The following is a 300-nucleotide window of genomic DNA, read 5'->3' as shown; positions in this document are numbered from 1 at the left end:
AAAGGGCACGAGCCCCTCCGCCATCACCAGCGCCGCCAGCAGCGCCCATTTGCCCACATCCCGGGCCGGCCCGCCGGGTCGCAGCAGAAGGGAGAAATACAGATTGCCGGCCGGGCTTTCCCAGGCCCGCCCATCCCGCCCCCGCCCGCCGGTCTGCCGGCGCGCGAGAACGGCCAGCCCCTCCGGCTCCCCGGCCTCCGCCAGGCGCTTCAGCAGGTCGGAGGTGGAGGGCAGGCTCTCATGGACGCGCAGGCGCCAGCCGGGTGGTGGCGCGACAGATGGTGTCATCCGGTCAGAGCC

Annotated in this window: 1 protein-coding gene; it reads right to left on the bottom strand. The window is 73.7% G+C overall.

What is annotated here, in order from left to right:
- Positions 1–288 (bottom strand): biotin--[acetyl-CoA-carboxylase] ligase (locus tag ACK4TH_RS12840; protein ID WP_409627002.1); only part of this gene is annotated, 288 nt, incomplete at its 3' end.
- Between the last annotated feature and the right edge of the window lie 12 nt (positions 289–300).

It is taken from the genome of Tepidimonas sp. (assembly GCF_046292505.1).
Taxonomy (GTDB): domain Bacteria; phylum Pseudomonadota; class Gammaproteobacteria; order Burkholderiales; family Burkholderiaceae_C; genus Tepidimonas.
The sequence above is the reverse complement of the archived record's forward strand: the minus strand, read 5'-3'. Positions and strand labels throughout refer to the sequence as shown.